Source organism: Burkholderia sp. LA-2-3-30-S1-D2, assembly GCF_001523915.2.
GTDB lineage: Bacteria > Pseudomonadota > Gammaproteobacteria > Burkholderiales > Burkholderiaceae > Burkholderia > Burkholderia diffusa.
This window is the reverse complement of sequence record NZ_CP013385.1, coordinates 700,697-723,564: the sequence shown is the minus strand read 5'-3', so window position 1 is coordinate 723,564 and position 22,868 is coordinate 700,697. Positions and strand designations below refer to the sequence as shown.

General features: G+C 64.7%; 25 protein-coding genes and 1 pseudogene. 10 read left to right on the top strand and 16 right to left on the bottom strand.

The genetic code is table 11. The features are described 5' to 3' along the window. Positions 1-519 precede the first annotated feature (519 nt). The gene (locus WS66_RS32370; protein ID WP_059599696.1) at positions 520-744 is read left to right on the top strand and encodes a hypothetical protein; all 225 of its coding nucleotides are present in this window, start codon (positions 520-522) and stop codon (positions 742-744) included. 271 nt (positions 745-1,015) lie between these two features. Here WS66_RS32370 and WS66_RS32365 read toward each other — a convergent pair whose 3' ends face one another. Continuing rightward, the gene (locus WS66_RS32365; RefSeq protein ID WP_059599695.1) at positions 1,016-1,330 is read right to left on the bottom strand and encodes a hypothetical protein; all 315 of its coding nucleotides are present in this window, start codon (positions 1,328-1,330) and stop codon (positions 1,016-1,018) included. Positions 1,331-2,244: 914 nt separating this feature from the next. On the opposite strand from WS66_RS32365, the gene WS66_RS32345 reads away from it, so the two are divergent. After that, positions 2,245-2,532, top strand: coding sequence for a hypothetical protein (locus WS66_RS32345; RefSeq protein WP_059599691.1), 288 nt, complete (start codon positions 2,245-2,247; stop codon positions 2,530-2,532). Positions 2,533-2,664: 132 nt separating this feature from the next. On the opposite strand, the gene WS66_RS32340 is transcribed toward WS66_RS32345, so the two are convergent. The 7 genes from WS66_RS32340 to WS66_RS32310 form a co-directional block, all read right to left on the bottom strand. Then, positions 2,665-3,006, bottom strand: coding sequence for a cytochrome C oxidase subunit IV family protein (locus WS66_RS32340; protein ID WP_059599690.1), 342 nt, complete (start codon positions 3,004-3,006; stop codon positions 2,665-2,667). An 8-nt stretch (positions 3,007-3,014) separates the two neighbouring features. Beyond that, positions 3,015-3,722, bottom strand: coding sequence for a heme-copper oxidase subunit III family protein (locus WS66_RS32335; RefSeq protein WP_059599689.1), 708 nt, complete (start codon positions 3,720-3,722; stop codon positions 3,015-3,017). Continuing rightward, positions 3,719-4,333 (bottom strand): cytochrome c oxidase subunit 3, encoded by a 615-nt coding sequence (locus WS66_RS32330; RefSeq protein ID WP_059599688.1) that lies wholly within the window; start codon positions 4,331-4,333, stop codon positions 3,719-3,721. Before WS66_RS32330 ends, WS66_RS32335 begins: the two co-directional genes overlap by 4 nt. Further along, positions 4,330-6,090: a cytochrome c oxidase subunit I gene (gene ctaD, locus WS66_RS32325; protein WP_059599687.1), complete on the bottom strand. Its 1,761-nt coding sequence runs from the start codon at positions 6,088-6,090 to the stop codon at positions 4,330-4,332. Before ctaD ends, WS66_RS32330 begins: the two co-directional genes overlap by 4 nt. Before the next feature lie 13 nt (positions 6,091-6,103). Next, positions 6,104-7,258 carry a c-type cytochrome gene (locus WS66_RS32320; RefSeq protein WP_059599686.1) on the bottom strand — a complete coding sequence of 385 codons (1,155 nt, stop codon included), beginning with the start codon at positions 7,256-7,258 and terminating at the stop codon, positions 6,104-6,106. 316 nt (positions 7,259-7,574) lie between these two features. After that, a complete protein-coding gene (locus WS66_RS32315) occupies positions 7,575-8,087 on the bottom strand; it encodes a hypothetical protein (RefSeq protein WP_044846926.1) in 513 nt (170 codons plus the stop codon). 56 nt (positions 8,088-8,143) lie between these two features. Continuing rightward, positions 8,144-8,653 carry a hypothetical protein gene (locus tag WS66_RS32310; RefSeq protein ID WP_059599685.1) on the bottom strand — a complete coding sequence of 170 codons (510 nt, stop codon included), beginning with the start codon at positions 8,651-8,653 and terminating at the stop codon, positions 8,144-8,146. On the opposite strand from WS66_RS32310, the gene WS66_RS33935 reads away from it, so the two are divergent. Next, on the top strand, positions 8,652-8,888 hold the full coding sequence (locus tag WS66_RS33935; protein ID WP_159086615.1) for a hypothetical protein: 237 nt from the start codon (positions 8,652-8,654) through the stop codon (positions 8,886-8,888). The genes WS66_RS32310 and WS66_RS33935 overlap by 2 nt on opposite strands. A gap of 34 nt (positions 8,889-8,922) precedes the next feature. Here WS66_RS33935 and WS66_RS34605 read toward each other — a convergent pair. The 3 genes and pseudogenes from WS66_RS34605 to WS66_RS32300 form a co-directional block, all read right to left on the bottom strand. Continuing rightward, positions 8,923-9,003 (bottom strand): annotated as a pseudogene (locus tag WS66_RS34605) (CoA transferase); the annotation flags it as partial. Between the two features lie 122 nt (positions 9,004-9,125). Further along, entirely contained in the window at positions 9,126-9,860 is a 735-nt protein-coding gene (locus tag WS66_RS32305) for an ABC transporter substrate-binding protein (RefSeq protein WP_059599684.1), read from the bottom strand. Positions 9,861-9,971: 111 nt separating this feature from the next. Further along, positions 9,972-10,265, bottom strand: coding sequence for an antibiotic biosynthesis monooxygenase family protein (locus tag WS66_RS32300; RefSeq protein ID WP_059599683.1), 294 nt, complete (start codon positions 10,263-10,265; stop codon positions 9,972-9,974). A 229-nt stretch (positions 10,266-10,494) separates the two neighbouring features. Between WS66_RS32300 and WS66_RS32295 the strand changes: the two genes are divergently transcribed. Together WS66_RS32295 and WS66_RS32290 are read left to right on the top strand one after the other, a co-directional pair. Continuing rightward, positions 10,495-11,901 carry an HD domain-containing phosphohydrolase gene (locus WS66_RS32295; RefSeq protein ID WP_059599682.1) on the top strand — a complete coding sequence of 469 codons (1,407 nt, stop codon included), beginning with the start codon at positions 10,495-10,497 and terminating at the stop codon, positions 11,899-11,901. A gap of 78 nt (positions 11,902-11,979) precedes the next feature. Beyond that, positions 11,980-13,752: a histidine kinase gene (locus tag WS66_RS32290; protein WP_059599681.1), complete on the top strand. Its 1,773-nt coding sequence runs from the start codon at positions 11,980-11,982 to the stop codon at positions 13,750-13,752. 18 nt (positions 13,753-13,770) lie between these two features. Here WS66_RS32290 and WS66_RS32285 read toward each other — a convergent pair whose 3' ends face one another. The 5 genes from WS66_RS32285 to WS66_RS32265 form a co-directional block, all read right to left on the bottom strand. Next, positions 13,771-14,853 (bottom strand): extracellular catalytic domain type 1 short-chain-length polyhydroxyalkanoate depolymerase, encoded by a 1,083-nt coding sequence (locus WS66_RS32285; protein ID WP_059599711.1) that lies wholly within the window; start codon positions 14,851-14,853, stop codon positions 13,771-13,773. A gap of 325 nt (positions 14,854-15,178) precedes the next feature. Continuing rightward, positions 15,179-15,562, bottom strand: a complete 384-nt coding sequence (locus WS66_RS32280; protein WP_059599680.1) for a GtrA family protein — start codon at positions 15,560-15,562, stop codon at positions 15,179-15,181. Between the two features lie 15 nt (positions 15,563-15,577). Beyond that, positions 15,578-16,621 carry a glycosyltransferase family 2 protein gene (locus WS66_RS32275; RefSeq protein WP_059599679.1) on the bottom strand — a complete coding sequence of 348 codons (1,044 nt, stop codon included), beginning with the start codon at positions 16,619-16,621 and terminating at the stop codon, positions 15,578-15,580. A gap of 27 nt (positions 16,622-16,648) precedes the next feature. After that, positions 16,649-18,028, bottom strand: a complete 1,380-nt coding sequence (locus WS66_RS32270; protein WP_059599678.1) for a glycosyltransferase family 87 protein — start codon at positions 18,026-18,028, stop codon at positions 16,649-16,651. Then, complete coding sequence (locus WS66_RS32265; protein WP_059599677.1) at positions 18,025-19,263, bottom strand: glycosyltransferase family 87 protein; 1,239 nt, start codon at positions 19,261-19,263, stop codon at positions 18,025-18,027. Before WS66_RS32265 ends, WS66_RS32270 begins: the two co-directional genes overlap by 4 nt. 711 nt (positions 19,264-19,974) lie before the next feature. Here WS66_RS32265 and WS66_RS33925 point away from each other — a divergent pair. The 5 genes from WS66_RS33925 (at position 19,975) to WS66_RS32245 (ending at position 22,860) form a co-directional block, all read left to right on the top strand. Then, complete coding sequence (locus tag WS66_RS33925; RefSeq protein ID WP_159086614.1) at positions 19,975-20,202, top strand: hypothetical protein; 228 nt, start codon at positions 19,975-19,977, stop codon at positions 20,200-20,202. A gap of 97 nt (positions 20,203-20,299) precedes the next feature. After that, entirely contained in the window at positions 20,300-20,482 is a 183-nt protein-coding gene (locus WS66_RS32260; RefSeq protein WP_059599676.1) for a Flp family type IVb pilin, read from the top strand. A 167-nt stretch (positions 20,483-20,649) separates the two neighbouring features. Next, entirely contained in the window at positions 20,650-20,856 is a 207-nt protein-coding gene (locus WS66_RS32255) for a Flp family type IVb pilin (RefSeq protein WP_059599675.1), read from the top strand. Positions 20,857-20,887: 31 nt separating this feature from the next. Next, complete coding sequence (locus tag WS66_RS32250) at positions 20,888-21,427, top strand: A24 family peptidase (protein ID WP_059599674.1); 540 nt, start codon at positions 20,888-20,890, stop codon at positions 21,425-21,427. A 32-nt stretch (positions 21,428-21,459) separates the two neighbouring features. After that, positions 21,460-22,860: an ATP-binding protein gene (locus tag WS66_RS32245; RefSeq protein WP_059599673.1), complete on the top strand. Its 1,401-nt coding sequence runs from the start codon at positions 21,460-21,462 to the stop codon at positions 22,858-22,860. Positions 22,861-22,868: the final 8 nt, after the last annotated feature.

Genomic DNA, 22,868 nt, shown 5'->3' with positions numbered 1-22,868 from the left:
TAGCAGGGCAGATATTCGTATTTCTCTCTCAAGGATTATTCATGGATACCGATACGGTCGAGTGGTTCAACCGATAGCAACGGCTTTGGCTTCATCCCCCCGACGAGGTCGGCGACGACCTGCACGTTCAGCCTCCCCAGGCTGGAGCAGCGGGCTTCAAGACTCTGGCTGGAAATAGGAAGGCGCGTTTCGGAACGAAGCAAGACCGACAGGGTCTGCTAGCGCCGAACTCAAGCCTCCGTGAGGTCTGAAGCTCCGGCTTCCCGTGAGGGACGCCGTGTCGCAGCGACATGCACGCGAAGCTTTGCCCCTCCCCAGTTGGAACGAGCGCTCCTGCTGCATCTCTGCTCGTTGCGCAGCGTGCCGAACGCCATACACCTCGTTGCACACTTCTCCCTGGCTGCAACGCCTTTTTGTCACTTCCCGCTTGCTTTGGATTCGGCGCGAAATGACTTTGAATCAGTGCGCCCGTGCGCGTCTCGCACGGAACGCACCTACTCGAACATCACTAAAACTAAAATGCACGACAAACAAGTTCAGCTATACAACGGCTATGCGGTTCAACCTTCGGCGCATCGCTTGCCCGATGGAACATTTTCATCCAATCTGCTGCTCGACCGCACCGGTTGCGCGCGTACAGAAGGCCGCTACCAGTTCTACTCGCTCGATTACTTCGCGAGTGAAGAGCAGGCGCTTCTGCATTCGGCACGCTGGGCACGCAACTGGGTCGATACACGCGGTTGATTCCCGCATGAGGAACCGGTGCTGGTCAGGATCGTGTGGGCGGTTTGATTCGCGATCGAGCCGCTTGCCTTTCAGCGACCGATAGACCGCTACGCAGCGGTAACGGTCGAGCTGCCGGTCATCTCGATGTCATCCTGAGGATCGCAAAATTTCGCGAACGGATCAGGCGGTGTTGCCGTTTGTCGCGTTCGTCGACAAGCGCTTATTCAGGCGGCATTCGCTCGTGATCGTCAAGTCGCGGGTGTGGCACGTTGGCGCCGCTAAGGCACCATCATCGAGGATGCTTCATTTCCTCGGATTCCACCGCGGCGATTCGTTCTTCGCTTGCGGAAACAGAGTCCATGGCTTCGTCGATCGATGCCAATGCATACTCGCAGGCCAGTTTCGTTTCTTCGACCGCAGGCTCTGGCTCCTCGTCTTCGCTGGGCGGAGGGGAAAGCATGTCTTCAAGCATCATCGCAAGTTCAGGGGTGTCCCATTCCTCGCCTCTTTGTTCCTTCTTCTTTATATAGTGCCGGATTTCCGCGTCCTGATCCGGCGAGAGTGGAAGGTGTCGAAACGTGTTGCTCGGGTTGGCGTCGATCATGATATTGCTCCGAAGGTTCAGCGATGACGGTGACGGAACAGTTTGCTATTTGCCGCAGCGCGCATCCTGAATTCGCTCGAGGCGGGAAAAAAGCTCGTCAACCTGGAGCGTGAGGACCCTGTTTTGGCCGGATTGCGTGCGGAGTTTGCCGAGCCTGACTCTCCAATACGCAGGATCACTTACAGACGATTTGTTGACGAACGCATGTTGTGCGTGCTCGAGCAGTCCGATCGCTCGCCTGATATGGACCAATTCGCGTTCCGCTTCACAGTACCAGCTCATGTTTGCCGCCGTTGATTATGAATTGCATCTTGTTTTTCTGTCCCGCAGGAACTCTCGAGTTCACTCAAAAGGCGGTGCAGGAGCCGATTCCGGGCAGTGCGGCTGTCGCACGGCTCGACGGTGTGGGGAGAGGGGAAAATGTGGTGCGCAAGCAAGGGCACGACACCATCTGGAGCGGGCGAGCAGTCGATCTGCAAACGGGGCTCGGATGAGACCATCATACGCGCATCGCCGGTCGGACAACCGCTTTATTTCGGCTGCGACGAAGCGCGCTTATCCGATGTCGCCGTTGCACGCCGGCGCGCGAACCTCGAGGGCGTGGCGGAGTAGGGCGAAGGCCGTCGAGCGACCATGCCGGAAGCTCGCGAGGAATCGAATTTTGCGCCATATGACGTGATAACGCTCTTCGAGAGGAGGCACGCAGAGGGAAACGCAATCGCGGATCCGGATCATGCGTGTGCCGGGTTCGATGGCGGATAGCCGGTGTCATGTGCGGGCAGCGATCCGCTGGCAAACCCGGTGATCGCGATACGCGCGAGGGCACCTTCGGTCGCTCCAGTTCGAAAAAAATCGGGGCGTCCTGCGTTGCCCGTTCCCGTGTATAGTGGGCTTCCCCGTGTGGAGTGACCAACATGCCGACATATCCGTTTCTTCTCTACAAGGGGTACGAACTTCATCCTCTTGTCTTCCCCCGCACGTTCGATCGCTTTGACAGGCATTCCCGTTACGCCGAAGGGTATGACATTGCGGTACGAATATGTCGTCCGGCCTCGATTGAAAGCTCACCTGCCAGCCGCGTTTTCAGGCTGAACCAGCCCGATACTTTCTCCGATTTTGGCGTGGCGAGGCGCGCCGCCCGGCAGCAGGGAAAGGACATCATCGACGGGAAAGTGAGCGGGGCTTCAGTCGTCGACTTGTGAACGTGCGACGGGCATGCAAGGCGAGCCCTCTCCTGCGCATGTTCGCGAGCGCCCGGTGAGCTGTTATCGATGTGCTTCCTGGCGTGATTTTCACGGACGGTTGCCCGATCGCGTGACAGCAGTCGGGCGTCGTCAACGAAAGAACAGTTCCCGCATGCCAAAGGTGTGGTGCGCTTCGGCCGCCATCAGCACCATGAGCACCAGCAGGCACAGCGGCGGTATTAGGATCGCGTACACCAGCGCCAGCCGCTCCCACATCATGTGCATGAAGATCGATACGATCAGCCCGGCCTTGGCGATCATCAGCACGACGATCAGCACCCATCGCAACAGGCCCTGCACGTGGAAGTAATCCACGAGATACGACAACGTGCTCAGGACGAACAGCAGGCCCCAGATCTTCAGGTAGATGCCGATCGGGTGCTGCTGGCCGTGCGCGGCGTCGGGTCGATCGGCGGGATTGGTGTGGTCCATGATCTGCCTCACCACAAATAGAACAGCGCGAAGATGAACACCCACACCAGGTCGACGAAGTGCCAGTACAGGCCGGCGATCTCGACGATCTGGAAGTTGCCGTGCTCGGTGAACCCCGGCTGCAGGATCTTGCGCGCGATCAGCAGCAGGTAGACCACCCCGCAGGTCACGTGAAAGCCGTGGAATCCGGTGATCATGAAGAAGCAGGCGCCGAACTGCGTGGCGCCCAGCGGGTTGCCCCACGGGCGAATACCTTCATGGACGATCAGCTTGGTCCATTCGAAGGCCTGCATCGACACGAAGGTCACGCCGAGCAGCGCGGTCGCGAGCAACAGTGCGGCGGCGCGCGTCGCATTGCGCCGGTAGCCGAAATTGACTGCCATCGCCATGGTGCCGCTGCTGGTGATCAGCGTGAACGTCATGATGGCGATCAGCAGCAACGGCACGTCGACGCCCGCCACGGTGAGCCCGAACACCTTGGACGTGTCGGGCCACGGCGCCGTGGTCGACATGCGCACCGTCATGTAGCCGATCAGGAAGCTGCTGAAGACGAAGGTGTCCGACAGCAGGAAGATCCACATCATCGCCTTGCCCCACGGCACCTTGAAGGCTTCGCGGTCGGCCGACCAATCCGTGACGATGCCGCGCCAGCCGTCAGGGCCGGCGTCGGCGGGTGGTGGGGCAGCGGATTCGGGCGGGAGCGTAGGCGAGGTCATGGCGCGGCTCCATATAGCGGCCCGCAGATGGTGGCAACAATCGCGGGGGTGAGCCACCACATCGCCGCCAGCAGCACGAGCCAGACCGCCAGCAGGAAATGCCAGTAGAGGGCGCACAGGGAAATGGCGCGTTGAGCCCGGAACGGGTCCATATGCCGGCGTTGCGCGATCGTCACGGCCCAGGCCGCCAGCCCGCCGAGCACGTGCAATCCGTGCAGGCCGGTAAGCAGGTAGAGGAAGCTGTTGGAAGGATTGGCGATGAGGGTCTGCCCGGCCGCCGACATCATGCGCCACGCGGTCAGTTGCCCGATCACGAACACGGCGGCCAGCACGCCGCCGCATACCAGCCACGCCGTGCGGTGCACGGTCAACTGCCTGGCACGCTGCATGGCCACGCTTGCCAGCGCGAGCGCGCCGGTGTTCCACCACAGCAGCGCGGGATGCGGGATCGGCTGCCAGTCGGGCTCGCGCATGCGCATGCCGTAAGCGAGCAGCAGCAGTGAAAACAATGCCGTTGCCACGGCCATGAACACGATCAGGCCGATGCGGCTCGCATTCGGCACGACGGGCGGCGACGTGTCGGGAACGAAGGTGCGCGGCAGCGTGGTCATTTGCGTGCCTCGCCGGGTTGAAGCGTCGGGGGGGGCGGTTCCGGTTCCGGTGCCGTCGCGGGCGGCTGGTTTTGCGGGACGAAGTCTTCCGTTTGTCCCGGCGGGCTGTATTCGTACGCCCAACGGTAGACGACGGGTTGCGCGGCGCCCCAGTTGCCGTGCGTCGGCGGCGTTTGCGGCGTTTGCCATTCCAGCGTGGTGGCCCGCCAGGGGTTGCCGTCGGCACGCTTGCCGCGCACGAGGCTCCACGCCAGGTTGTACAGGAACAGCAACTGCGCCACCGCCACGATCAGCGCGACGACGGTGATGAAGGTGTTGAGCGTCTGAGCCGAGTGCGGAATGAAGCTGTAACCCTCGTACGAGTAATACCGCCGAGGCATGCCGAGGATGCCGAGATAGTGCATCGGGAAGTAGATCGCGTAGGTGCCGACGAAGGTGGCCCAGAAGTGCGCGCGCCCGAGCGTGTCGTCGAGCATGCGGCCGGTCACCTTCGGATACCAGTGGTAGATGCCGCCGAACACCACCAGGATCGGCGACACGGCCATCACCATATGGAAGTGCGCCACCACGAAGTACGTGTTCGACAGCGGAATGTCCACGCTCACGTTGCCGAGATAGAGCCCGGTCAGCCCGCCCAGCACGAAGGTGCTGATGAAGCCGATGGCAAACAGCATCGGCACGGTCAGGTGGATATCGCCACGCCACAGCGTCAGCACCCAGTTGTAGACCTTGAGGGCGGTCGGGATGGCGATGATGAGCGTGGTGGTGGCGAAGAAGAAGCCGAAGTACGGATCCATGCCGGCGATGAACATGTGGTGGGCCCAGACCACGAAGCTCAGTGCGCCGATGATGACGATGGCCCACACCATCATCCGGTAGCCGAAGATGCTCTTGCGCGCATGGGTGCTGATGAGGTCCGACGCGATGCCGAAGGCCGGCAGCGCGACGATGTAGACCTCCGGATGCCCGAAGAACCAGAACAGGTGCTGGAACAGCAGTGGGCTGCCGCCGGCATGCTTGAGCGATTGCCCCATCGACACCACGGCCGGTATAAAGAAACTGGTGCCGAGCGTTCGATCGAGCAGCATCATCACCGCCGACACGAACAGCGCCGGAAACGCGAGCAGCGCCATGATGGTTGCGATGAAGATACCCCACACCGTGAGCGGCATGCGCATGAGCGTCATGCCGCGGGTGCGGGCCTGCAGCGTGGTGGTCACGTAATTCAGGCCGCCCATGGTTGCCGCGACGATGAAGATCGCGAGCGATACGAGCATCAGCACGATGCCCCATTCGACGCCCGGCGTGCCGGGCAGGATGGCCTGGGGCGGATAGAGCGTCCAGCCCGCGCCGGTCGGCCCGCCCGGCACGAAGAAGCTCGCGACCAGCACCAGCACGGCCAGCAGGTAGACCCAGTAGCTCAGCATGTTGAGAAACGGGAACACCATGTCGCGCGCGCCCAGCATCAGCGGGATCAGGTAGTTGCCGAAGCCGCCCAGGAACAGCGCGGTCAGCAGGTAGATCACCATGATCATCCCGTGCATGGTGACGAACTGGTAGTAGTGGTTGGCGTCGATGAAGCTGAACTTGCCGGGAAAGCCGAGCTGCAACCGCATCAGGTCCGACAGGACGAGGCCGACCAGACCGATGGCGATGGCCGTCAGCGAATACTGCACGGCGATGACCTTGTGGTCCTGGCTCCAGACATAGCGGGTCCAGAAGCTTTTCGGGACGTGATCCATGTGCGCGTAGGGCATTGCGTCTGCTCCGCTAGGGCTGGCGGTTGGCCGCGGTGCTGGCGGCCGGGCCGCCTAGCGATTCGATGTAGGTCACGAGCGCGGTCAGCTCCTGCTCGCTCAGGTCGAAATGCGGCATGATCGGTGCGTACCCCTTCACGACGCGGGCCGTCGGGTTGCGGATGAACGCGCGCAGATAGGCTTCGTCCACCTTCGCGGTGCTGCCGTCGGCCATCGTTTCGGTCTTGCCGTACAGGCCCTTCCAGGTCGGGCCCACGCGCGGACTGCCGTCCACGGTATGGCACGCGAAACAGCCCTTGGCTGCCGCGAGCGCCTTGCCCTGGTCGGCGAGCGCCTGGGCGCTGCCGCCTGCCGTGGCGGCAGCGGCCTGCACGCCGGCCTGCTGCCGCTTCGCGAAGGTGGTCTGCTGCGCCAGCCATCGCGAGAACGATGCTTCGTCTTCCACCACCACCACGCCGCGCATGTTCGAGTGCCCGATGCCGCACAGCTGCGCGCACAGGATGTCGTAACGTCCCGCCTTGGTCGGTGTGAACCAGAAGGTCGTCACCATGCCGGGCACCATGTTCATGCGCGCACGGAACGGCGGCACATAGAAGTCGTGCAGTACGTCGAGCGACCGTGTCAGAACCTGGATCGGCCGGTTCAACGGGAGGTGGACCTCGGGCGTCTCGATCAGGTAGTTGTCGCGACCGTTGGGGTCGGCGGGGTTCAGGCCGAACGGGTTGTCGTTGCTGACGTAGCGCACGTCCGTCGTGCCCAGCTTGCCGCCGGGGCCGGCGAAGCGGAAGCGCCATTGCCATTGCCGGCCGAGCACTTCCATCTGCAGCACGTTGCGTGGCGGCCGGATGTAGTCCGCGTAGACGAAGAGACCGGGTGCCAGCAACGCCGCCACGCCGACGGCGGTCAGGCCGATCAGCCACCATTCCAGCCGCCGGTTGTGCGGCTCGTAGGCCGCGCGATGCCCGCCGCGGTGGCGGTAGCGGATCAGTGCGATCGCGATGAACAGGTTGATCGCGATGAAGAATGCGCCGGTGATGACGAGCGTGATCGTCAGCATGTCGTCCATGCGCACCCAGTTCGACGCGATCGGCGTGATCCACCAGGGACTGGCAAAGTGAAACCCCACCGCCAATGCGATGATCACGATCAGGGCAATCGCAAGCGCCATGGGCCGCCTCGCCGCGCCTCACTCGCCGGAGCCGCCAACCCGCGCTCCTGGCATCGTCGTGCCGCCTTGCCGGGTTTCGTATTACATTTTGCCGGCAGTCCACCAACACCGATTCGCCAAGCGTCGTCGGCGGCTCTAAAGAAAAGGTAGTCCGCGCCTTTGCATCGTGCAAGGCAGCGCAAGGGGGGAGGCACGCTCCCATACCCGCATGCATCGCACGACAGACGATGCCGCCCGCCGCGACGACGAGCAAAACGGCCGCCTTCTGCATGGATTGTCGAGGCGGCCGTCTCGCGCGGCGCGACGAACCGGCGTGTCAGTGCATCGCGTTCTGCTTGCGCCGTTCGAGCATGCCGTAGACAACGGCGGTCACCACACCGAACAGCAGGTTGGCCAACAAGGGTCCGGATCCCCGCTCCGAGATGAACCACGGGAACACGGCGGTCATCACGTAGAAGTTCCATACGTACGCGACGATCCCGAAAGCCAGGCCGATGACGGCCTCCATGCCGACGCTCGAATCGAAGCGGAACGGGGCCATGATCGCGGCGAGGATCATCCCCATGATGGCGCCGAGCACATAGTGCAGCAGCAGCGCCATTCCCACGATGCTGAAGCTGAACACCGACATCTGTTCGAGCGCACCGCGGCCCATCACCATCGCCGCGATCTTGTGGGTCGGTTGCCACGGGCTTTCATCGAGCACCATCGTCGACCAGAAGAATTCGAGCACGATCACCAGGGCGCCACCCGCAAGACCGGCTACGGCAGCGGCGAGCCAGTCCGGCATGCGCCGTTGCCAATGGTGTGATTGAATGTGCAGTTCCATAGAACCTCCTTGCTGAAGGATCAACCTCAGCACTCGGGCAGGCCGGTTTTCGGGTGTCAGGGGAAAACCGGTGACGTGGGTTCGCCGCCTTCCAGATCCGCATTCGGAAAATGTCGGGCGATCATCTGCTCGATTTCCTGCTCTCGCAATGCCGGCACGTCGGCCATGATCAGGATCTGGCCTTCCTTGATCGCTTCACGAAACCGCTCGAGTCGCGCGTTCGGCTCGGCGATGCCGATCATCCCGGCCGTCCACGCGCCGAAGCCCGCTCCCACCATCGTCAATGCGACGACGGCGCCGCCCGCGATCACGAGCTCTGCAGGGGGGTATACGAGTGCGACGAGACCGATGAGCGCGCCCGTCGCGCCGCCGAGTGCGACACCACGCTCGAGCGCATGCACGACATCGCTGCTTTGCAGCAAAGACGCTTCGGGTAACTCTTCAAGCGTGACACTGTGATCGGCGAGGACGTGGATATGGCGCCAGATGATGCGCGCGCGGAGCAAGTCATCCACGACCGCCTTTGCCATCCGCGTGTCGGGTACGAGGAAATAGAGGCGCCTCATGTCGGCCCCCTTTTTCAGTCTGGAGTACGTTCTATTTTATGTCACCATCGGCAGCGTGGTACCTGTGCGCACGTACGTGGTTACACGCGATCACGCTTCAGTGCAGTTGGTTATCGTGCGAGTGCGCCGCAAACGAGGCGAACAGCACATCAGCGGAAATCTGCACGGAACCCTTTTTCTCGAACACTTCGCTCAGCGCGGAAAGGACCGGTCAGACCGCACCGGTGGCATGTGACGTGTGAATCTTTTTCATCGGCATAGCCGATTTCGCGCAGCCCCGGCATCACGGTCTTTCCGTCACCGGCCGTGAACGGACCGTACGGAAAGATCGTCGCGTGCGACGCGCCGGATCCCGTCGATGACGAAGTTCAGCCCCGCGAGCGACGTGTCGAGTACGAGGTGGCGCGGGGGGCGACTGGCAGCACCGATCTCACGCGCCGGCATCGTCAGGATGACTTGACGTGTGCGTCGATCAGGCACGCGGTGCGACCGACGCACCGACGATTCCATGCCGCCGCAGCGAATCCGCGACGAAGCCCGACGCCTTCATCTCCTCGACGAACGTGCCGAGCAACGCGGCGGCCGCTTCGCCGCGGCTCTTCGGCACGCCCATCGCCTGGCGGATCACCATGAAGCGCTCGTCGAGCAGGCGCAGGCCCGTCGTCTTCGCCGCGTCGGCCTCGAGCTGCTGCTTCACGCCCGCCGCGACTTCGAGCTGCTGCTCGACGAACGTCGACACCACGGCCTGCGATGTCGGCGCGCGCACGATCTGCGCGGCTTTCAGTTCGCGCGTGAGGAACAGGTCGTACGCGCTGCCCTTGCCGACGGCCACGCGGTTGTGCGGCTGGTCGACGTCCGCGTTGCCGCGGATCGGCGAATCGTCGCGCACCAGATAGAAGCCTTCGATCAGCACGTACGGTGCGGTGAACGCGACCGTTTCGCCGCGCAGCGGATCGACCGCGAAGAAGCCGAAATCGGCGCGCTCTTCGGTCAGCGCCTGCACCGACTTGCCGGCGGCGTCGAACACGACGAGTTCGAGCTCGGCCGACAGCCGCTCGGCAAACGCACGCGCGAGGTCGATCGATACGCCGAACGGCTCGCCCGTGGCTGGGTCGCGGTTCGCGAGGATCGGATTGCCGAGATTGATCGACGCGCGCAGCTTGCCGGTCGGAGTGAATGCGGAGAGGACGGAAGGGTCGACGGTCATGAAAGGACTCGTAAGGAATCGGATGTGCGGGAACGGCGAACGGTCAGCGCGCCGAGGCAGCATCATCCGTGACGGATCGGTTGGCTCGTTGCGGCGGTTGCTTCGTCTCGACTACTTCACCGCGACTTCCGTATGCACGACTTGCGGCGGGCTCTTGAAGAACGGCCCAGCCAGCTGACGCCACGCCTGGAAGTCGTCCGATTGCCGGAAACGCACCATGTGATCGTCGACGGTGTCCCATTTGACGACGAGCAGGTAGCCGCCGCTGCGCTCGATCACGCGGTGCAGCTCGGCGCCGCCGCAGCCGTGCGCGCGGGCGAACAGCGGGAGTGCCTGGCGAACCGCAGCTTCGAATTGCTCGGCCAGCGACGGATCGATTTCGAGCGATGCCATTTCCAGAATCATGAATGCTCCATGCGGTGTGAATGATGCGACAGGGCGCGCCATGATCGACGCGTCCCGCAACGATACCGGAAGTCCGCATCACGTGTTCCGGATGGCCGGCTCGCGCCCGGCCGACCGTGCGATGGGTGCCGCTGATCGGCCCATGCGCGTCAGCGTTTTCCCTAATGTGGAATACGCGGCACGAGCCGATGTCACAGAGGTAGTGAAGATAAACAATCCGAGGACAGCCATGACGACATCCGCGATAAACGGAACGAATGATGCACCACCCGAAACGATCGCCGAGGCCGCATCCGACATCCCCGCGGCCGCCCCGTCGATCCTGCTGGTCGACGACGAGCCGAGCGTGCTGTCCGCGCTCAAGCGCGTGTTGCGGCCCGCGCGCTACACCATCCTGACCGCCGAAAGCGGAGAGGCCGCGCTCGACATCCTGGCGTCGACCGAAGTCGACCTGATCGTGTCGGACATGCGCATGCCGAACCTGAGTGGCGCGGCGTTTCTCGCCCGCGCTCGCGCGCTTTACCCGGACACGATGCGCATCCTGCTGACCGGCTATTCCGACATCGCGTCGATCGTGGAGGCCGTCAACGAAGGCGGCGTGTATCGCTACCTGAACAAGCCGTGGGACGATCATGACCTGCTGATGACCATCGAGCAGGCGCTCGAACAGCGGCGCCTTCGGGGCGAGGCCGCGCGGCTGGCCGCGCTGACCGAAGCGCAGAACGAAACGCTGCGCCGCTTCAATACGGAACTCGAAACACAGGTTCGCGCGCGCACCGAGGAGCTTGGGCAAACCGTAATGTTTCTCGAGGCGGCGCAGCACGACCTGAAAAGCAGCTTCACCGCGATGGTGCAGGTCTGCGCGAGCATGATCGAGATGCGCTGCGGGTCGGCGAGCGGGCATGCGATGCGCGTCGGCGAGATCGCGCGCCGTCTCGCGCTGTCGGCGGGGATGAGCAGCCTGCACGCGCAGGACGTGTATTTTGCGGGACTGCTGCACGGCATCGGCAAGCTGTCGCTGCCCGACGAGCTGTTGCACAAGCCGCTCGTGAAGATGACGACGGACGAACACAGCCTGTTCCAGCAGCACCCGCTGCGTGCGCAGATGGTGCTCACGCCGGTTGCGCAATTGCACAAGGTCGCGTCGATCGTGCTGCACCAGTACGAGCGATTCAATGGACGCGGCACGCCGGACGGGCTCGCGGGCGACGCGATTCCGCTCGGCTCGCGGATCGTCGCGATCGCGCGCGATTTCGAAGGGTTGCGCAACGGCGAGATCGGTTCGCCGCATTCGGTCGAGCAGTCGATCGACGTCCTGCACTCTCAGGCCGGCGTGCGTTACGACCCGCTGCTCGTCGCGCGCTTCATCGAACTGATGCGGGATCCGGCAAGCCTGCGCATCGCGGCGTCCGTCGCTGAGATCCGGTCCGAACAACTGCGCGAGGGGATGCAGCTCGCGGACGATCTGCGCACGCATCGCGGGGTGCTGTTGATGACGAAGGGCAGCGTGATGTCGGCGCACCAGATCGAGCTCGTGCGCCGTTTCGAGGCACGCGAAGGCACGACGTTCGACATTCTCGTGATGACCGGCGCCGCCGCATCGACGCAGGCGCCGGCCGGCACGTCGCCTGCCTGACGCTGCGCCGGACGGGCCATGGCGCGCGATCGGTCGCGCGTCGCCGCAACGCGTTCATTTCGACTGGGGCGCTCGATCATGCATGGCACCTACAACCTGCTGCTTGTCCTGCTGTCGCTCGTCATCGCGACGCTGGCGTCCTATACGGCGCTCGACCTGGCCGCGTTCATTTCGCTGCTCGACAATCCGACGCTCAAGCGCGCGTGGCTGGCCGGCGGCGCGGCCGCGATGGGCACCGGAATCTGGTCGATGCATTTCGTCGGCATGCTGGCGCTGTCGCTGCCGATCCCGCTCGGCTATGCGCTGCCGGATACCGGCGCGTCGCTGGCGATCGCGGTGCTCGTGTCGTATTTCGCGCTGAACGTCGTCACGCGCGCGCGGTTGAGCCGCCGGCGCCTGCTGGCGGGCGGCATGCTGATGGGCGCCGGAATCGTCGGCATGCATTACACGGGCATGGCCGCGATGCGCATGGCGCCCGGCATCCGCTACGATCCCGCGCTGTTCGCGGCGTCGATCGGCGTCGCGGTGATCGCATCGACCGTCGCGCTCTGGATGGCGCAGACGTTGCGCGCGCAACAGGCGCGCCATGCGACCGCGCAACGCATCGGCGCCGCGCTGATCATGGGCATCGCCATCACGGGCATGCACTACACCGCGATGGCGGCCGCGCATTTCGCGCCGGATGCGCGCTGCGGCGCCGCGAACGGCATCGATGCGCCGTGGCTCGCGACGACCATCGCGCTGTTCACGATGGCGACGCTGATCGTCACGCTGCTCGTCTGCCGCTTCGATGCGCGCACGACCTTTCTGCGCGGCATGACGGACACGCTCGAACGGCTGGTGCGATTGCGGACCGCGGAACTCGAAACGGCGTTGCGGCGCTACGAGCAGACGACGGCGATGCTGCAACGCACGCGCGAGAACATGGCGACCGAAATCGACGAGCGCCGGGCGGCGCAGAGTCGGCTCGAACAGGAGAAGGACGAACAGCGGCGCCTGCTGCGGGCGCTCGAGGAAACCCACGTGCAGTTGCTGCAATCGGAAAAACTCGCGTCGATCGGCCAGCTCGCGGCCGGCGTCGCGCACGAGATCAACAATCCGATCGGCTTCATCAGCGCGAACCTCAATACGCTCAGGACGTGGGTGCGAAGCCTGCTCGACGTGATCGCCGCGCATGACGCCGCGCTCACGCAGGTGCAACCGGCGACGCGCGATGCGCTGACGGCGATGCGCGGCGAGGCCGATCTGGACTACGTGCGCGACGAGATCGTGACGCTGATCGACGAATCGATCGACGGCGCGGTGCGAGTGCGGCGCATCGTGCAGGACCTGCGCGATTTCTCGCGGCCGGGCAGCGGCGAGTGGAGCGTGGTGGATATCCACGCGGGCCTCGAGAGCACGCTCAACGTCGTACACAACGAACTCAAGTACAAGGCCGACATCGTCCGGGAGTACGGTGACGTGCCGCAGGTCGAATGTCTTCCGTCGCAGTTGAACCAGGTATTCATGAACCTGCTCGTCAACGCGGCACATGCGATTCCGGCGCGCGGCGTGATCACGATCCGCACGTCGAGCGACGGCGAACAGGTGTCGATCGCGATCACAGATACCGGCACCGGCATGACGCCCGACGTCGTTCGACGGATCTTCGATCCGTTCTTCACGACGAAGCCGGTCGGGCAGGGCACGGGGCTGGGGCTGTCGGTGTCGCACGGCATCGTCGAGCGCCATCGCGGGGCGATCGACGTGACGAGCGAGCCCGGACACGGCACGACGTTCTGCGTTCGACTGCCGATCCGGCGCGCCGACGGCAGCGCGGACGCGGCGGCGGCAGTCGAGCAACGGGCATAAGCGACAGGCGACGCGTCGTCACCGCACCCGCTTGCGCCGCCGCCTGCGAAAGAAATTCCAGAACATCGCAGTCGCGTCCGGCCCCGTCGCGGAGTGGAACGCTTCGCGCGGATCGCCGCCGCTCCACGCGTGCGCCAGGCGGCGGACGATGCAGACCCGGACGATCAGCCGGCCGCCGCGCAGATAGTCGGTGTAATCGGCATCGTCATGCGCGTAGGTATGTTGCTCGCCGACACGCAGTTCGCCCTGTTCGTCGACGAGCCGATTGATCCGCGCGAACGCGACGCCGAGCTGCCGCGCGTTTTGCTCGGCGACGACCGTATCGAGTCCGCCATGCACGACGAGCGCGGGCATGCCGGGATAAGCTCCCACGTCGACGCAGGCGTCGACGACGCTTATCGGATCGTCGCGCAGGCCGCGGCGCATCAGGCTCATCGCGGCCATCGTCGACAACGGCGGCGCGATGGCCGGACCGGAGTGCAGGCCGACGGCCGCGAACAGATCGGGAGACTCGATCGCCAGCCGTGCCGCCAGTCCCGCGCCGGCCGACATGCCGGCCAGGTAGATCCGGTCGCGGTCGAACCCGCGCGCCCGCACGATCGCGTCGATCAGTGACGCGATCGCCGGGGCCTCCGACTGCGACTCATCGCCATGCCAGTTCCAGCAGCGATGCGAATGGGCTGTCTTCGCCTGTTCGGGAAACAGCACGGCAAACCCGGCGCGCTCGGCGATGCGGCAGATGCGCGTGCCCGCGGCAAACGACTCGGCCGACTGCTTGCAGCCGTGCAGCATCACGACGACGGGCATGCCGTCACTCGCCGCCGAAGCGGTGGGCAGGTACAGCGCGTAGGCGAGATGGTTGACGAGGCGGCCGGCGGCCGGGCGCGCGGAATGAAACGAGCGCAGCCACGTGCCGGGTGCCTGGTGTGGCGATGTCCGTGCGGGCGGCGCCGGCGCGCGCACGCGACGCGTGGTTCGGGCGGTGGCCGCGCGCTGGGTGGACGGCGCCGGTTTGGCCGTCTTCCTTTTGGGGCGCGTAGTCGCCGCGGCGGAAAGCAGATCGAACGGCCGCAGCCAGAGGCTGGATTTTTTCCTGGGCATGGACGGATCTCGTGCCGGCAGCTCGCGCGACAGCATGCGGCGAGCCCGGCCGCTGGATGGACGGCGAATGCGGGCGGCAGCGCACGATGCGTGCCGCGGGATGCGTCCGCGTCGGCGTGCCCCGGCACGGCCGATACGGGGAGCGACTGACCGACAGAACACCACGCTGCGCGACATCAATCCGGCAGCGTCCCGATTCTGGTCGGCCACGCACCATGCTAACAGGCGTCGCTCGCCTCGGGTGCGATGGTTCCGTGACCAATCGGTGAATGCTTTGACCCCACTGCCGACGGATGTCGGTTGCGTGCGAGCGGATGTCGACGCTTCACCGATACGTCCACAACCGGTGCATCACGAACATCGTCGGCGGGATCAGCAGCGCGATCGCGACGATGGCCCAGCCGCGAGGCACGTCGAGCAGTTCGGCGGTGCGCGCGAGCAGCATCGTTTCGGCGAAGCCGGCCAGCGCGGCGGTCAGATAGCGCAGCAGGTTGCGCGAATGCACGGTCGACGAGAAGCTCCACAGCGTGTTCGCGAGATACGAGAACGCCGTCGCGCAGACGAACGCGACGGCGTTGGCGATCACCTGAGTCGCATCGAACAGCGCGTACATCGCGGATGCGATCAGCACGTGCAGCGCGGTCGAGCCGAGCCCGGACAGGCCGAAGCGCGCCAGCCGCACGCGCTCGGCGTAAAGCAGCTCGAACATCGCTACCTCCGCGCTTCAGCGCTCACCCACCCGCACGCGGGCCGGCTGCGCGCGGCGGCGTGCGTTAGGGCGCCGCGCATCGCGCGCGACCGGAAGTTCGATCACCTTGGCGTGCGTCTGGTAGCGACGGCGAATCAGATAGACGGGGCGTTGCTTCGACTCGTCATAGATGCGTCCGATGTACTCGCCGACCACGCCGATGCCGACGAGCTCGATCCCGCCGATGAACAGCGTCACCGACAGCAGCGACGGATAGCCGAGCACCGGGTTGCCGAACAGCAGCGTGCGGCCCACGATGAACGCGCCGTACAGGAATGCGAGCGCGGCGATACCGAGGCCGATGTAGGTCCAGCTGCGCAGCGGCACGGTGCTGAAGCTTGTGATTCCTTCGAGCGCGAAGTTCCACAGCTTCCAGCCGGAGAACTTCGAGTGCCCGGCGCTGCGCGCTTCGCGCTGATACTCGATGATCACGGTCTGGTAGCCGACCCACGCGAACAGCCCCTTCATGAAGCGATGACGCTCGGGCAGGCTGCGCAGCGCATTCACGACCTTGCGGTCCATCAGCCGGAAGTCGCCGACGTTCTCCGGCAGCTTCACGTCCGACAGCAGGTTGTGCACGCGGTAGTAGATCGCGGCGGCGGTGCGCTTCGAGAACGAATCGCATGCGCGATTGCTGCGCTTCGCGGCGACGACTTCCACACCGTTGCGCCAGTGCTCGAGCATCACCGGAATCAGGCTCGGCGGATCCTGCAGGTCGGCGTCGAGCGGAATCACCGCGTCGCCGCCCGCCTCGTCGAGGCCGGCCGTCAGCGCCGCTTCCTTGCCGAAGTTGCGGGTGAGATCGATGACGCGCACGCGGCGGTCGGTCATGCTGACCCGGATCAGGCGCTCGAGCGTGTCGTCGCGGCTACCGTCGTTTACGCAGACGATCTCGAAGCGGATCGCATCGAGACCGGCCATCAGCGGAATCACGACGTCGAAGAAGCGTTCGACGGCCTCGCCTTCGTTGTAGAACGGTACGACCAGCGAGACGAGCGGTGTGTAGAGTGGTTCGCGCATGATGAGTTCCCCTGTAAGACGTGCGTATCAGCGGCCGGCACCGAAGGTGGGGCGGCCGGCGCGGCGCAGTCCGTGCGCCGGGCGGTGGTGTGAGCGGACCGGATGCGGGAACCCGGTCTCGGTCGAGTTGTCGTGTGCGTCGGGCATCGACGGCACGTCGTGTCTTTCTTGCGCAATCCGGCTGACGAGCAGCGCCAGCGACGCCAGCGTGACGAGCGGCATGAACTGGAACGACAGATGCGTGACGATCGCGAGACCGGCGAGCGGCGTCGCCCACATCAGCATCAGCCATTCGCGATCGAAGCGTCGCCAGCCGTGCGTCCACGCATAGCGCGCATACCACGCGATCACGAGCCCGTACCAGGTCAGGTCGTAGTCGTACAGGTACGGGCTGACGATCAGGCATGCGCAGGCGAGCGTGGCGGCGCGCAGCGCGTACGAACACGCGCCACGCCACGCGTACACGACGGCGATCGCGGCGGCCGCGGCCGACAGCAGCTGCAGGCCGCGCGCGACATAGGCGGGCCAGCCGGCGAGGGTGGCGAGCGCGAACACGGTCGGCATGCGCGCGAGCTTGACGTGGCCCGCGTCGACCATCTGATACGCGTCGTTGATGCCGTGCACGAACGCGATCCACGACTCGATCCCGAACGCAAGCGTCGTCAGTACGACGCCGACGGCGATCGTCGCGGCCCATGCGGCCAGTGCGCGCCATTGTCCGGCGCAAAGCAGCGCGAGCGGGAACAGGACCGCCATCTGCGGTTTCATCGTCAGCAAACCGAAGCAGATGCCGGCGATAACGGGGCGGCGATTCAGCGTCAACAGTCCGACGCCGGCGAGCGTCGCGGTCAGCAGGCTCGTCTGCCCGACGATCACCGTGAGGAACGCGCCGGGGAACGCGAGCGCGCAGAGCAGCGCGGCATCGCGCTGCACGGTGGCGCGGATCGTCACCGCGAACAGCATGTAGGTCACGCCGAGCCACAGCACCGCCGCGAGCAGGTAAGGCATCCAGCCGAGCGGCAGCACCAACAGCAGCATGGTCGGCGGATAAAGCCACGGCAGCGAGCCGTCCGCGGCGTTCATCATCGGGATCGCGAGTTTCTCGATCGCGAAGAGCGAGGAGAACTGCCATGCGTCCACCGCATGCCCGAGCGCGGCGAGCCGTGCGGCGCTCCAGATCGGCGCGAGATCCTGCGCGAGCGGTTCGGGCACGGACGTATGCGACCCATGCACGCGTGCGAGATAGATACAGATGAACAGCAACTCGGTGAACAGTACCGCTGCCGCATAGAGGCGCACCCGATCACGATTGAGCCAATGCGGGAACCGGCGCGGGCCGGCGATCGGCAGTTCCGGATGGGCGTCGATGGCCGAATCGACATGCAGAAGGGAGAGCGGCGATTTCATTGCGCATTCCGCGACGCGAGGGTCGAGCGACGCACGACGACGAACAGGACGGCGAGCAGCACGACCGGACCGATCTGCGGCAGCCTCGTGATCCGGTTGAACACCTCGAATATCGGCAGCAGCCACGCGAGCACGATCACGATCTGATCTCCCGGCAGCCAGCCTTCGTCGAGACCGTGGGCGATCAGGCAGAACACCGCGATGCCGAGCCAGGCCAGCTCGTAATGCCACAGATAGGGTGTCGACAACAGTGTGGCGACCGCCAGCGCCGCGCCGCGCAGCCGCATGTCGTTCGTGCGACGCCAGACTTGAACGGCGGCGGCGATTGCGAGCAGCCCCACGGCGGCTTGTGCGGCAAGCGAGACCGGAATCGATGCACCCGCGAGGCGTAGCGCCGCAAACGGCGTTGGGGAAACGAACCAGTAGGCCGGCAGGGTGAAATGCATGCCGCGCACGATCGACATCGCATGGGCCAGGCCGTTCAGGGAGCCCGTGCCGGTCAGTGCAATGCCGGCCCCCGTGAACAGCGTGGTCGTGATCGCTGCCGACACGAAGGTTCGCCACGAGCGCGTCGCGATCAGCACGAACGGAAACACCAGCGCCATCTGCGGCTTGATGGCGAGCAACCCGATCAGCATGCCGGCGACGACCGGGCGTCGGCCGAGGAAATGCAGCGCGAGTGCGGCGATGCCGGCGGTCAGGATGCTGTTCTGCCCGTACAGGACGCACGCGAACACGCCCGAATAGGCAAGCACGGCGAGCGCGGCGGCGCGCGGAACGGGCAGGTGCGCACGCAGGCCCGACAGTCGCAGGACGGCATACGCATAGCATAAAAGGCTGCCCGCAAAAAAGAGGAAATACGCGGGCAGGAAAGGCACGAGGGCAACCGGCGCGATGAACAGCAGCATCGTCGGCGGATAGAGCCAGGGCAGCGATTGGTGACCGATATAGGAACCGAACCGCGCTACCTCGGCATGGGAGAAGAAGACCGGATCATAGGTCGCTGCGGCATGGCCTTGCAGCACGAGCTGCGACGCGGTCCAGAAGACGGAGAAGTCGACACCCGGTCGGGCAGTCGTCTGTGACGTGAAGGTGTCCGTAACGACGCCCCAGGTGATCAGAAAGGCCACGCAAAGCAGCAGCATGACGCAGCTGTACGGAACGATCCGGTCAGCTGTCAGCCATTGAGCACAGCGTTTGGCGCGATAGCGCACTCCACGATTGGCTGTGTACATGATGCCCCGTTTGCAGTGAAGGCTGCCTGGTCTTGCGCAGCCATTTTGTGTTGTCGTGTGTCCGGATCGAATCGCGCTCGATGGCGCTGTCCGGTGAGTGCATTGTTGGAGAAAAAATCGTGTGACGCAAACCGCGGGCTGAATCGCGAAATGGCGATTCGACGGCGACATGTCTGAAAAGCGGCTTTTCACGTCTGAGAAATCCGTACCGGCGCAAATGATGTTTCTCGCTTGAAACATTCCGTGTTTTTCACCGGTCCCGCGGTGTGTGGAATGCGCGTCGGGCGACGCGCGACCCGGATTCGGGAAAATCCCGAGAAAATTTTTTGGGGCCCTTGCACAGCACGACGGCGCCCTGCCGGCACGCGGCGCCGGCCGGCACGCGTATATCAAATCTGAAACATTTTGTGCGGCGCGCCGAAACCCGATCGACGGATGAATCGACGGAACCCTTGCTGCGCCTCGTTTTCCCTCCGGCTGGCCTGCTCTTTGCGTCAAGGTCCGCACGACAGTCGACGACGTGATGAACGACCGGTTGAAACAACAGGCTGACAAGACCGGACTCAATCACCTGCGGAAAGCAACGGATCGAGGGCGCGTCGGGGAATACGCCGCCCAGGCCTTGGAAACCGCCGGAAACGTCGACCGGGCGAATAGGCGACGGCATCGTCCGCGCAAAAAGAATCACATGACAGCATTTGGGGAATAAAAATGAAAGACCAGAACATGTCGCGGCTTGCATGCCGCGAAGAAAACCCGCAGTCGCATCGACGCGTTAGCGTCATCCATTCAATCCGTATTCATGCCCTGGACGGTTATTTCGCCGTTCTGCTCGATCGCACCGTTCGCCAGATCGCAGCGCGCATGCATATCGCACGCATCAGCTCACCGACAATCGTTCGCCCGGCCAGGCTCGTACCCTGCCGTGTGCGTCGCTGAGCGCAGCATCCGAATCCTTGAGTTGTTCCGGCAGTACCCGCTCCCCGCGTCGATCCCCGACAACGGGTTTTTATAGTAGTGCGAAAGGAGAGTAGCCATGTCCACGTTCATCACGAAGATCCGCGGTTTCGTTCAAGACGAACAAGGCGTGACGGCCATCGAATACGGCCTGATTGCCGCACTTATTGCAGTCGGCCTCGTAGCAGCGCTGACGTTGGTCGGAAACGACCTCAAGACCGTCTTCAATACGATTGCAGACGATCTCAACGCAGCGATCTGAATGGCGGGGCGGCGAACGGCGGGTCCGGCCCGTTCGTCGCCATCCCGTCACTCGTGCAGGGCCGGACACTCAACCAACAGATGTCGAACGGAGCGAACGGCGGATGACTCGGCCGGTGCACTGCGCGAGTCTCCCCGCTCTCTCGATCAACCGAATCGGAGGCTGTCATGCGGACCAGCGGACGTGCGGTAGCGGTATCGCGATGGATCGGCGACGAGCAGGGGGTGACGTCGATCGAGTACGCGCTGATCGCGGCAGTATTCGCCACCATCGTGCTGGGAAGCGTGGTTACCCTGAAAGGTTCGGTTCAAGACGCGTACAACATGATCGCGGCGATCGTGACCGCGGCGGTCAATACCGCACTGGGTCAGTGATCCCGACTATTACAGCCAATCGAGGTTCGCCATGTTGCCTGCCGCACTGCCTTACCCGGTCCCGTTGTGCGTGACGCTGCTCGTCGTCGTCGCGGCCAGCACGGACATCACGAGCCGACGCATCCCGAACCGGCTCGTCGCGATCGGGCTGGCCGGCGCGCTGATCGCCCAGTGCGCGCTGCACGGGGTCCAGGCGGGCGCACTCGCGTGGCTGGCCGGCGCGGCGACCGGCTTCGGCATGCTGCTGCCGTTCTATCTGATGCGCGGAATGGCTGCAGGCGACGTGAAGCTGATGCTGGCGATCGGCGCATGGGTCGGCGCACAGATGGCGTTCTACATCGTGCTGGCCACGTTTCTGGCCGGCGGGATCGGCGCGATCGGCCTTGTGCTGCTGCGCGGGCGCATGCGCCAGATGTGCGCGAACGTCAGGGCGCTGATCGCGCATCGCTCGATCCGCGCGTATGCAGGGGCGACCGACGGCCCCATAGAAGTTGCGTCGGTCGGCGCGTTGCCGTATGGCGTGGCAATTGCCGCCGGCACGCTGGGCATGCTGTTCGCTTCGTGCGTCTAGCGCGACGAACCCGCAACGAGGATGAAACGCACATGAACACGATCCCCACCGAACCGAAGCGCGACGCGCAGGTTGCACACCTGCCGCATCCGTCGCCGTTGCGGGAGGCGCATGCGAAGCCGGGCACGCAGTTGCCTGCCGCGCCGCGCTCGCTCGAGGAAACCGGACTGAGCCAGGCGTTCGTCGCAGGGCTCGTGCTGAAGTCGACGCTGGTGCTCGGCCGTCCGTCCTACGGCGACCTCATCGAGCGCCACTGCCTGCCGCTCGCGGTGCTCGACGACGTCTTCGCGTTCCTGGTGCGCGAGCATCTGGTCGAACTCACCCATCGCGGCAAGACGGATCTCGACGTGACGTTCCGCCTGACCGACGCGGGCCGCGTGGCCGCACTCGAAGAGTGTGCGCGCAGCACTTACAGCGGGCCCGCGCCGGTGACGCTCGACGCGTATCTCGACTGCGTGTCCACCCATTCGGTGCGCAAGCTGCACGTGGCTCAGAAAGACGTGTGGGCCGTATTCGAAGGCATCGTGATGGACACGTCGGTACTCGACTCGGCGGCCGCCGCGCTGAACTCCGGCCGTCCGCTGCTGATCTACGGCCCCGCCGGCAGCGGCAAGACCTTCCTCGCCGAGCGGCTCGGCGCGTTGATGGGCGGCCACGTACCGGTGCCGTATGCGATCTATGCGGCCGGGGAAGTCATCCAGATCTACGATCCGCTCGTGCATGTCGACGCGCCGTTGCAAACGGAGGGCCAGTCGGTCGATCGCCGCTGGCGCCTGTGCGAGAGGCCGGTCGTGATGTCCGGCGGCGAGCTGACGCTTGACGAACTCGACCTGCGCCGCGATGACGCGGCGGGCTTCTACCAGGCGCCGCCGCACATGAAGGCGAACATGGGCATGTACATCATCGACGATCTCGGCCGCCAGCGTGTCGAGCCGCGCGACCTGCTCAACCGCTGGCTGCGTCCGCTCGATCGAGGCGTGGATTTCCTGACGCTCGAATCCGGCAATCGATTCGTGCTGCCGTTCGACGTCTGGCCGGTGTTCTCGAGCAACCTGGCGCCGGAACAGTTCGCCGACGACGCATTCCTGCGCCGGCTCGGTTCAAAGCTTCACGTCGGCGCGCTGTCGATCGACCACTACCGCGCGGTGTTCGACGCCGCATGCGAGTCGCTCGGACTGGTGTCGACGCAGGACGCCTTCGACTATCTGCTGCACCGGCTGCACCTGCCGACCGGCAAGGCATATCTCGCATGCTTCCCGATGGATCTGCTGCGCCTCGTCGCCGCCGGCGCGCGGTATCGCGGCGATCCGCTCGAGGTGACGCACGACGCGCTGCATGACGCATGGGCCAGTTATTTCGGCACCGCGCCCGAGCGCGACGGCGGATATCTGCCGCCAGCCGAGCACGGCGGTCACACGTACATAACCGGTTGAGCCGTTTC